This is a genomic window from Sphingobium lactosutens DS20 (assembly GCF_000445105.1).
Classification (GTDB): domain Bacteria; phylum Pseudomonadota; class Alphaproteobacteria; order Sphingomonadales; family Sphingomonadaceae; genus Sphingobium; species Sphingobium lactosutens.
In genome coordinates, this window is the sequence record NZ_ATDP01000046.1 from 26,147 (window position 1) to 35,679 (window position 9,533).

General features: G+C 60.6%; 11 protein-coding genes and 1 pseudogene. 3 read left to right on the plus strand and 9 right to left on the minus strand.

The window, feature by feature from the left end; genetic code table 11:
* Positions 1–104 precede the first annotated feature (104 nt).
* From RLDS_RS30820 to RLDS_RS30830, 3 genes are read left to right on the plus strand one after another with little or no spacing between them, the layout of a single operon-like run.
* Entirely contained in the window at positions 105–1,310 is a 1,206-nt protein-coding gene (locus tag RLDS_RS30820) for an AAA family ATPase (RefSeq protein WP_020819861.1), read from the plus strand.
* The gene (locus RLDS_RS30825; RefSeq protein WP_020819862.1) at positions 1,307–1,882 is read left to right on the plus strand and encodes an RloB domain-containing protein; all 576 of its coding nucleotides are present in this window, start codon (positions 1,307–1,309) and stop codon (positions 1,880–1,882) included. Before RLDS_RS30820 ends, RLDS_RS30825 begins: the two co-directional genes overlap by 4 nt.
* Before the next feature lie 22 nt (positions 1,883–1,904).
* On the plus strand, positions 1,905–2,180 hold the full coding sequence (locus tag RLDS_RS30830; protein ID WP_020819863.1) for an HU family DNA-binding protein: 276 nt from the start codon (positions 1,905–1,907) through the stop codon (positions 2,178–2,180).
* Positions 2,181–2,259: 79 nt separating this feature from the next.
* On the opposite strand, the gene RLDS_RS30835 is transcribed toward RLDS_RS30830, so the two are convergent.
* From RLDS_RS30835 to istA, 9 genes and pseudogenes are all read right to left on the minus strand, one after another.
* Complete coding sequence (locus RLDS_RS30835; protein WP_020819864.1) at positions 2,260–2,463, minus strand: hypothetical protein; 204 nt, start codon at positions 2,461–2,463, stop codon at positions 2,260–2,262.
* A 22-nt stretch (positions 2,464–2,485) separates the two neighbouring features.
* Positions 2,486–3,676 (minus strand): hypothetical protein, encoded by a 1,191-nt coding sequence (locus RLDS_RS30840; protein ID WP_020819865.1) that lies wholly within the window; start codon positions 3,674–3,676, stop codon positions 2,486–2,488.
* Between the two features lie 82 nt (positions 3,677–3,758).
* Positions 3,759–5,104, minus strand: a protein-coding gene (locus tag RLDS_RS30845; protein WP_408021063.1) for an IS3 family transposase whose coding sequence is annotated in 2 segments (ribosomal slippage) — positions 3,759–4,774 and positions 4,774–5,104 — 1,347 coding nt in all. Because the reading frame shifts where the segments join, the coding sequence is not laid out codon by codon here.
* A gap of 93 nt (positions 5,105–5,197) precedes the next feature.
* A pseudogene (locus tag RLDS_RS30855) lies at positions 5,198–5,497 on the minus strand (transposase domain-containing protein); the annotation flags it as partial.
* A 68-nt stretch (positions 5,498–5,565) separates the two neighbouring features.
* Positions 5,566–5,919, minus strand: coding sequence for an IS66 family insertion sequence element accessory protein TnpB (gene tnpB, locus RLDS_RS30860; RefSeq protein ID WP_020817913.1), 354 nt, complete (start codon positions 5,917–5,919; stop codon positions 5,566–5,568).
* On the minus strand, positions 5,916–6,323 hold the full coding sequence (locus RLDS_RS30865; RefSeq protein ID WP_020817912.1) for a transposase: 408 nt from the start codon (positions 6,321–6,323) through the stop codon (positions 5,916–5,918). The genes tnpB and RLDS_RS30865 overlap by 4 nt, the downstream gene beginning before the upstream one ends.
* 221 nt (positions 6,324–6,544) lie before the next feature.
* Positions 6,545–6,928 carry a cupin domain-containing protein gene (locus RLDS_RS30870; protein WP_020817911.1) on the minus strand — a complete coding sequence of 128 codons (384 nt, stop codon included), beginning with the start codon at positions 6,926–6,928 and terminating at the stop codon, positions 6,545–6,547.
* 227 nt (positions 6,929–7,155) lie between these two features.
* Positions 7,156–7,923 (minus strand): IS21-like element ISSsp5 family helper ATPase IstB, encoded by a 768-nt coding sequence (gene istB / locus RLDS_RS30875; RefSeq protein WP_007686288.1) that lies wholly within the window; start codon positions 7,921–7,923, stop codon positions 7,156–7,158.
* On the minus strand, positions 7,920–9,413 hold the full coding sequence (gene istA / locus RLDS_RS30880) for an IS21 family transposase (RefSeq protein ID WP_011950768.1): 1,494 nt from the start codon (positions 9,411–9,413) through the stop codon (positions 7,920–7,922). The genes istB and istA overlap by 4 nt, the downstream gene beginning before the upstream one ends.
* Positions 9,414–9,533 lie beyond the last annotated feature (120 nt).

Genomic DNA, 9,533 nt, shown 5'->3' on the forward strand with positions numbered 1-9,533 from the left:
CTCGGCGGCAGCTATCCGAGAATCAATATCATTCAGAGAGAGTTTCACGAAAAAACGTTGAAATGGCCATGAAAGCCTATATCTACGGCTCGTGAGGAGCCCTTATGCTGTTCGAACTCGAAATTGAGAACTTCTTCTCGATCCGCGACAAGCAGGTTGTTGACCTGCGTGTGGCGGCAAACGCGCCGGATTTACCCGGCCGTCTCTCCCCGATCTGGCCGGGCGCGTCTGATCGCGCGCCCAAGGTCGTGGCCATTTTCGGTCCGAACGCAGCTGGCAAATCGACCATTTTGCGAGCGCTATCGTTTATCGCCTGGTTCGCGCGCGAAAGTTTCCAACTCTCGCCGACCGGCCGCCTCCCGTATGAGCGGTTCAACAGCGTGGAAGGACAATCAGCGCCGACCCGTCTGAGCCTGTCGTTTGGGGGTCATAGCGAACCCGAGGACGAGACCTCCCCAGCCTGTCGTTATACCTATTCGTTGGAGCTGGGCGGTTCGAACGCAGCGCAGCAGGTCGTGTCGGAAGCGCTGCACTATTGGCCCGAGCCTGCACGTCGAAAGGTGCGGCTTTTCGAGCGAAGCGCTGAGGGTAAAGTGGTGGCGGCCAGCGCATTCAAGCTGACCGGGTTTCGGCAAGCGCTGGAAAAGGTGTTGCGCCCCAATGCGAGCGTGATCGCGACACTTGCCCAGCTGAAGCATCCGATCGCCACCCAGCTTTGGGAGGCGGCGAACACGATCTCGTCAAATATCCTGATTGAACGCTCTGACGGTGTCGAAGAGCAGATGGTTCGTCACTATGCGGAGAACCCCGGTCTGGTCGAGGCGCTCAACCGCGAAATCGAACGTATTGATCTGGGCATCCGTACCATGCGGGTGGAAAGCGGCCCCAACGGGCCGGTCGCGCTTTTCACGCACGAGGGCCATGACGGTCCAATGCCGCTCGTCCTCGAAAGCCATGGTACAAGGATGTTTCTGCGCCTCTACCCCTTCCTGCTTCGGGCACTGGAAACCGGGGGAATTGCCGTGATGGACGAGCTGGACACGGCTATCCATCCGTTGATCCTCCCCGAAATCCTGCGCTGGTTCTATGACCCAAGCCGGAACCCGCACGACGCGCAGCTCTGGATGACCTGTCACAACGCGTCTCTCCTTGAAGAACTCATCAAAGAGGAGGTGCTGTTTTGCACCAAGTCGCCGGACGGCAGGACGGAGGTCTACGCCTTACAGGACGTCCAGGCTGTGCGACGTGACGAGAACTATTACCGCAAATATCTTGGCGGCACCTACGGTGCCCTCCCCCAGATCGGATGAGCCGCCAGAAGCGCAAGGTCGTCCCGCAGCGCCGCCGTATCTTTGTCGGCTGCGAGGGCGAAAGCGAACAGGGCTATGTCGCGCTGCTGACCCGGCTCGCCGAAACGCAGCGGCTCGCCGTGCATCTCGATGCCGTCCTGCTACAGCCGGGCGGTGGAGACCCCTCCTCGCTTGTGGACCTGGCGATCAAACGTGCCAGTGAACGGGAAAAGCGCCACGGGGCATTCGAGGGGCGCTTCATTCTGCTTGATGATGACAAGCTGGGCATCAGCCCTGACCGGGATGCCCGCATCGCTCCTGCGGCCAACAAGGCGGGCCTGGATCTGATCTGGCAGCACACTTGCCATGAGGCCTTGCTTCTGCGGCACCTCGATGGGTGCGCGCAGCGGCGGCCGGGCAGCACCAACCTTGCGATGGCTGCGCTTTCACAGGCTTGGCCTGCCTATCGTAAGGGTATGCCGGCGGCGCGGCTTGCAGAGCGGATCGACCATGAGGCGATCGCACGAGCAGCGGCGGTTGAAGCGGCGCTCGCTGGCCTTCTTACCAAAATCGGCCTTATTGAGGCCTCATGACTTTTAGCAGAAAGGAACTTCGATGAATAACGCTGAACTGGCAGACGCCCTCGCGGCAGCCAATGGCTTGACGAAGGCAGACGCGCGCAAGGCGGTCGATGCCGTGTTCGCCGCCATCACCGACGCGGCAGCCAAGGGCGAAGAAATCGCTATCAACGGCTTCGGGAAGTTCAAGGTGAAGGACACTCCCGAGCGTGAAGGCCGTAATCCTTCCACCGGCGCGACCATCACTATTGCCGCAGCCAAGAAGCTCGGCTTCACCCCGGCAAAGGCTGTCAAGGATCGCCTGAACGGTTGATCTATTGCGCAGGGAGGTGGAACTCCCCCTCCCTGCCCTGTTGGTCGCTTACGCGCGCCCGATCATGAGCCCCGAAGCCTCAGTCCTCGTCGTCGGGTTCGAACCGCTCGGTTGCGACACATGTGTGAAGCTTTCCGTCGAAGCGGGCCTTCTTTCCCACCGGCACATAGTCGCCGTAGAACCGGCAGAAGCCGTCCTTGGGTGGCATGGCCAACATCATGTCATGCCGCTGCTTCGTTAGAAGAGCCTCGACATCGATTTCAGCGATAGTTGGTTTCGACATTGGTTTTCCCCTTGTTGGCAAATCAAGGCACTGCGCGCACCGGAATGCTCAAGGCGCGTTCGGAGGATTCCTTCTGAAGGTTGATGAGCTGCTGGATGATCGTGACGATCTGCATCGACCGAAATTCGCTCTCTGGAATGCTGTAATCCTGGTCCATGAACCGAACAGCGAGCAGCGCTGACCGGTCCCGCTTCTTCGCGACTTGAAACAGCGCAACTCTTTGCTTCTGCCTGCCGGTGCAGTTGGCCGTCCCATCGGCGCAAACAGCTAAGGTGGGGGTCGCGAGCAGGCCCTGGTGCCTCACCATTTCGCCTACGGCGCGCAGCACCGCCTCCGGCGATCTGAACACCAGTTCTACAACCACCTTGGTCCTCTGCCTTTCGGCCACGCCATTTACGACCGTGCCTACCAGCGCGTAGTTATCGCCGAGATATTGCGCTTCGGCCTGATATTCTGAGGGTGCCGCAAGTGCGGAGGCGGGTTGCGGCACTCCATCACAGCTTCGCCGGACCAGCTTGGGCATACGGCTCTTCGCGCCAGGCTTTACCACATAGACGGTCGCATCCGTTTTTCCGTCCGCGCTGATTCCTTCTGGATCGGACAAACCGAATTTTTCCCCATCAAACAGGGCCAGTTGCTCGAGGGTGATGCGGTCCTTGCCGGCCGCTGTGCTAAGATCCAGACGGGAAATCGGGGCAATCTTGGTGGCCGAGCCGCGCATGTCTGCCACGTCGAGCGCGTTGCAGTCGATGATGGCCTGGAAGCGCGCGCGATCGCTGGCGTCGTTACGGATGCTCGCGATAGCGTCACCAATCTTCTTGTCCTTGACCGCCGGGTCCTCCCGATAAAGATCGATCCTTGCGATCAGGAGATTGGCTACGAGATCTGCTTCGAACCCCTGATTTATGAGCATTTCGACGGTAGAGAACGGCACCGCAGACAGGATGCCTTGATAGAATTTCTGCTGATCGAATACCTGAACGTCGAACGCCGTCCCGGAGTTGAGCTCGCCGCCGATCTGAGGTGTGTAGACATCGACCCCTTCGGCAATCCCGCTGACGATCGAAGATGTGGAGCCGGGCGTTGTCACAACGCTGTTGTTTGTCGTGAGCCCGGCCGGGGCCAGACTGGTGCCGGCGGTGGTTGCCGTTGAGAGGCTGCTGCCCGTGGTTTCGCTGCGGGTAAGGCCCGATCCGCGAAGCTGGCCGTTCATGCTCCCCGTGTCCGTCGTCAGAACATTCGGCACAACTCGCGGCGTAGATTAGCGGAGTGCGGGCCTCGTCTGGGTGTTGATATTAGGCGGCGAGCTTGCGGTGCTGCAAGCGCCGATGTTCGATGGTCTGTTGCTTGATCCTTTCACGCTGTTTGATGATGGCCGGCGCCCTGCCGAAGTAGGCGTCGGCAGGTGTCACATTGGCCAGGCTCTCGTGGTAGCGCTGGTGGTTGTAGTGCTCGACGAAGGCCTCGATCTGAGCTTCGATGTCGCCGGGCAGGAAGTAGTTTTCCAGCAGGATGCGGTTCTTCAGGGTCTGGTGCCAGCGCTCGATCTTGCCCTGGGTTTGCGGGTGCATCGGGGCGCCGCGCACATGGCTCATCTTATTGGCCTCGATATATTCGGCCAGTTCGCCCGCGATGTAGCTGGGCCCGTTGTCGCTGAGCAGCCGCGGCTTGTGCAGCACCTTGGCGCTGTCGCAGCCGGAGGCAGCGAGCGCGAGGTCCAGCGTGTCGGTCACGTCCTCAGCCCGCATGTTGGTGCACAGTTTCCAGGCGATGATGTAGCGGGAGAAGTCATCGAGCACGGTCGACAGATACATCCAGCCCCAGCCGATGATCTTGAAGTAGGTAAAATCGGTTTGCCACATCTCATTCGGTCGGGTGGTCTTGGTGTGGAACTGATCGGCGGCCTTGATCACGACATAGGCCGGACTGGTGATCAGATCGTGGGCCTTGAGCAGGCGGTAAACCGTGGCTTCCGACACGAAGTAACGCTTCTCGTCGGTGAACCGCACGGCCAGCTCGCGCGGTGATAACTCGCTGTAATCCAGCGCCATCTCAACGATCTGGTCCTGGATGTCGTCGCCGATGCGGTTCCACACTCGGCTTGGCGCCGACGGCCGATCCTCCAGCGCCTCCGGTCCGCCTTCCAGGAAGCGATCATACCAGCGGTAGAAGGTCCGGCGGGCGATGCCGAGTTGGTCCAGCGTCCGCTTGGCAGGCAGGTGCGACTGCTCGACGATCCGGATGATCTCGAGCTTTTCGGAAGCGGGATACCTCATTCTTCGTCGCCCCCATCCGCGATCATGCTTTTTTTCAGCAGACGGTTCTCGAGCGTCAGGTCGGCCACGCATTCCTTCAGGGCACGGGCCTCACGGCGCAGATCCTGCACTTCGCCGGTCGTTGCGGCACGGGCGGTGTCGCCGGCCAGGCGGCGCTTGCCGGCCTCCATGAACTCCTTCGACCACACGTAATACAGGCTCTGCGCAATGCCTTCCTTGCGGCACAGCTCGGCGATGCTGTCCTCGCCGCGCAGGCCATCCAGCACAATGCGGATCTTGTCCTCAGCTGAGAAGTGCCGCCGCGTCTGCCGCCGGATGTCCTTCACCACCCGCTCAGCAGGGGCCTTGGCGGGCGATTTTTTCATGGAGGGTTGGGGCTTCATCTTCGTTCCTTCGTCACTGCGACGAAGCCCCAACCCTCCTTAATTCACAACCTCAAATCTGTGCCATTGGTGCTGACGGGGGACAGACGGGTCAAGCGCCTCATCCTCGGCATGGACCGCCGCCATGGCCGTCTCGATATCTTCCAGCGACAGCTCATATTGTTCCCGATCGACCTTCTCGGAACGCGCGCCGAACAGGGCTCGCTTGAAGTCGGCAACCAGCTTCTCGAGCCTCTGGATGCAGTCTTCCTTACGTTCAATGAGCGCATTCTTATGTTCAAGAAGCGCGTCCCGATCCAGCACCTCAGCCTGCGAGGCCAAAATCATGGCCTTCAACGCATCAATATCATCGGGAAGATCGACCGTATTCTGCATGGCAAAACCATAGCAAATCCGGCCTGTTTCTGCTCCGCCAAAGAGGGCTCTGATTCATCGTGTCGCAGTCATTCAACCGCCATAGGTACCCGCACCGACAACGCCCGAACCCGCCGCCAATCAAGCCCCGCAAACAGCGCCTCGAACTGCGCATGGCTCAAGCTCATCAGGCCGTCCCTGATATCAGGCCAGGTGAAGCTATGTTCCTCCAGCCGCTTGTAGGCCATCACAAGACCCGTCCCATCCCAGAAGAGTAGCTTCAGCCGGTCTGCTCGCTTCGACCGGAACACAAACACCGTGCCCGTGAACGGATCCTTGTGCAGCTCGTTCTTCACCAGTGCCGCCAGCCCATCATGGCCTTTACGGAAGTCTACCGGCTTCGTCGCGACAACAATCCGTACCCTGTTGGTGGGGAAGATCATGAATCTGCGCCCAGAGCATGTGCAATCTCTGCGATCCGCCGCGCCGGGGTGGCCGCGTCCAATCGCACCGTAACGCCACCACACAGGATATCCAGCATGCCGCTCACAGGTGACGCCGGATCGCTATCAATCTCCTCGCGCATAACCACAGGTGCAAACTCGGGATATTCGGTCCCGGGACCTTCGGCCAATGCGGGTAAAACCAGCTTGCCCGCCCGCGCCATCGCTCGCCATGCCGACAGGTGGTTCGCACGCAAGTCATACCGCCGCGCAACCGATCCAACGCTCGAGCCAGGCACCAGCGTCTCGGCAACAATCCGAGCCTTAAGCGCATCCGGCCAGCGACGATGCCCCTTGGGACTAAGCAGATCTATATCTGTGATAAACTCCGCTGAGCGCTCCATGGATAAACTCCAATCCCAGATCCACAAAAAACGCAGAATCTCAGATCAGAGCTATGCACAAAAGGTGGGAGCAGAGCACCGCTTACTTTGTAAGTCTCATTAGTAGCTCCATATCCTACGGTTGATTTCATCAGCCCCAGGAGCGCAGCTGTGTATCGCCTGGCCATGGACCATGAAGATCAGGCCCAAGCTGCCGGCGTCCGCGCCCTTGGGTTTTGCGCTCAGTCCAGCTCAAACACCCAAGGCGAATCCTGGAAGATGAAGAACAGCGCGGGCTCGTCATCACTCATATTGTTCGTCTCGTGGGGCTCGTCTTTCGCGAAGGAAAAGACATCCCCCGGGCCAAGCGTATCGTTGGTCTTTGCGTTTCCAGGGACCGGGTGCGCCACTGCGCCACTGATCACAATCCCTGTTAGCGGAGCGGTGTAATGATGGAGCGGAAGCCGGACACCGGCATCAAGACGAATGAGTGTGCCATGCGCACCCTTCGTAAAGTCGCCCACAACCGGCGCCGCGCCCACGCCTTCCATGGCTGGCAAAAACGTCCGGCTATCCAGTTTAGTGAAGACAGTCTCCCCTAGCGCCAGTACACTTATCTTTTTCATCCTTTATCTCCTCAATGGTTTTGACGGCCGAAACAGACCGCATCAGCCATGCGAGCAGGAACGCTCGCTGCGCTTTAGAACCTGATGGCAGGCTGCGGCGCGTGTGTCAACGGCGGAGCAAAAGTCGGCCATTCGGCGGCGTAAAACCAGGCCATCGTGTTACATGCCGGGGGGAGTGGCGTGAGGGCGTAGCCCGAGGGCCACTCCCCCCGGCATTGGTGTAATTTTCAGGGTCTGGTTTTGGCCTTGCGGGCCCGGCTGTGCGCGAGGCGATAGCTTTCGCCGTTCATCTCGAGGATGCTGACGTGATGGGTCAGGCGATCGAGGAGCGCGCCTGTGAGACGCTCAGATCCGAAGGTTTCGGTCCATTCGTCGAAGGGCAGGTTGCTGGTGATGAAGGTGGAGCCGCGTTCGTAACGCTGGGAGATCAGCTCGAACAACAGTTCGGCGCCGGTCTTGGAGAGCGGCACAAAGCCCAGTTCGTCGATGATGAGCAGCTTGTATCCGGCCATCTGCTTCTGGAAGCGCAGAAGACGGCGCTCGTCGCGGGCCTCCATCATTTCGCTGACCAGCGCTGCCGCGGTGGTGAAGCCCACCGACAGTCCTTTCTGGCATGCTGCCAGTCCGAGCCCCAACGCTACGTGCGTCTTTCCGGTGCCTGATGGCCCCAGAGCGATGGCGTTCTCACGCCGCTCGATCCACTCGCAGCGCGCCATCTCGAGCACCTGCATCTTGTTGAGCCTGGGGATGGCGGCGAAGTCGAAGCTGTCGAGGCTTTTGACGGCGGGGAAGCGCGCGGCCTTGATGCGCCGCTCGACCATGCGACGCTCCCTGTCGATCATTTCCATCTCGACGAGGCGGGCGAGGAAGCGGATATGATCGACGCCTTCAGCGGCACATTGCCGCGCGAGCTTGTGATGCTCACGCAGGCACGTAGGCAGCTTGAGCGCCTTGAGATGGTGAGCGAGAAGGATCTCCGGGGCCTGATCGCTCATGCGGCCTCCTGCCGGTCGGAGAGCAGGCTCAGATAGGCTCTGGCAAAGGTCTTCTCGACCGTGGTGCGTGGCAGGAAGGGATAGACGTCCAGGTCCAGCCTGGGCGGTACGCGTTCGATCCGGCACAGGACGAGGTGCTTGACGGCATCGAAGCCGATGGCGCCAAGATCGATGGCCTGTTCGACCGCCGCCTGGAGATCGGCGAGGGTGAACGTTTCCAGCAGGCGCAGTACCTGCACATATTCGCGCCTGCCATGTTTGTGCATGCGCCCTTCCATCAACCGCTGCAGTGTCGTGAACGCTTCGGGCAGGTCCCAGCCCTGCAAAGGCGCAGCCTGGTCGAATGCGTTGATCTTCTGCTCGATCAGCGGGAGATAATGGAGCGGGTCGAAGACAACCTCCTCGCGGGCATAGCAACGAGGATGACGGGCGATGACTTCGCTGCGGCAGCCGATCACCACCTCATCGACATAGGCCCTGATCCAGACCTCCTGATGGCCCCAGGCCACCGGAACCGAATAATCGTTGGTCCTGTAGCGCACCAGGGATTGCGAGGAGACCCTCCCGCCTTTCTGATCGCAGGCCTCGAAGGGTGTAGCGGGCAGAGGCTGCATGGCCGCGAGATCGCGCTGCAGCCGCTCACCGATCGTCTCGCTCTGCCCGCGCACCTTGTCCTGCTGGCGCTTGCGGCATTGCTCCTCCAGCCACAGGTTGAACGCCTCCCAGGTCGGGAACTTCGGGATCGGCACCATGAAGTTGCGCCGGCAATAGCCTACCAGCCCCTCCACATTGCCTTTCTCGTTCCCCTTGCCCGGGCGAGCATAGCGGTCGCGGATCACGTAATGTGACAGGAAAGCGCTGAACAGCGTGGCACGCTGCCGCGTGCCGTCGGGCAGGATCTTCGTCACAAGGCAGCGATCGTTGTCATAGACGATCGAGCGCGGTACCGCGCCGAAAAACGCGAAGGCATGCACGTGTCCGTCCACCCAGGCCTCCGCCACCGCCGCCGGATAGGCCCGCACATAGCAGGCATCACTGTGCGGCAGATCGAGCGCGAAGAAGTAGGCCTTCTGCTCCACCCCGCCGATCTCCACCAGCGCTTCCCCGAAATCGGCCTGCGCATCTCCCGCAGGGTGCGCCAGCGGCACGAACATCTCCCGGCTGCGCTGTTCGCGCTCCCGGATGTAATCCTTGATGATCGTATAGCCGCCGGTGAAACCATGCTCGGTGCGCAAACGGTCGAATACCCGCTTCGCCGTATGGCGTTGCTTGCGCGGGACACTGCGGTCACCCTCAAGCCATCCATCAATGATCGCCACAAACCCGTCCAGCTTCGGGCGCTGCGGTACGGACTGGCGCCGGTAACCCGGCGGCGATGAAAACGACAGCATCTTGCGTACCGTTTCGCGCGACACATTGAAACGCTTCGCCGCCGCCCGTTGGCTCATGCCATCCGCGCAAGCCAGACGGACCTGAAGATAAAGTTCCACGCTGTAGATCCCCACACCTCCCTGACTCGGCAGAAAGGCTTCAAGGTGGACGACTTTTACGCCGCCCGCAGCAGGACTATCCCGCCGCTACCGTGGTCGAATATTGCTCCGCCGTTCTCA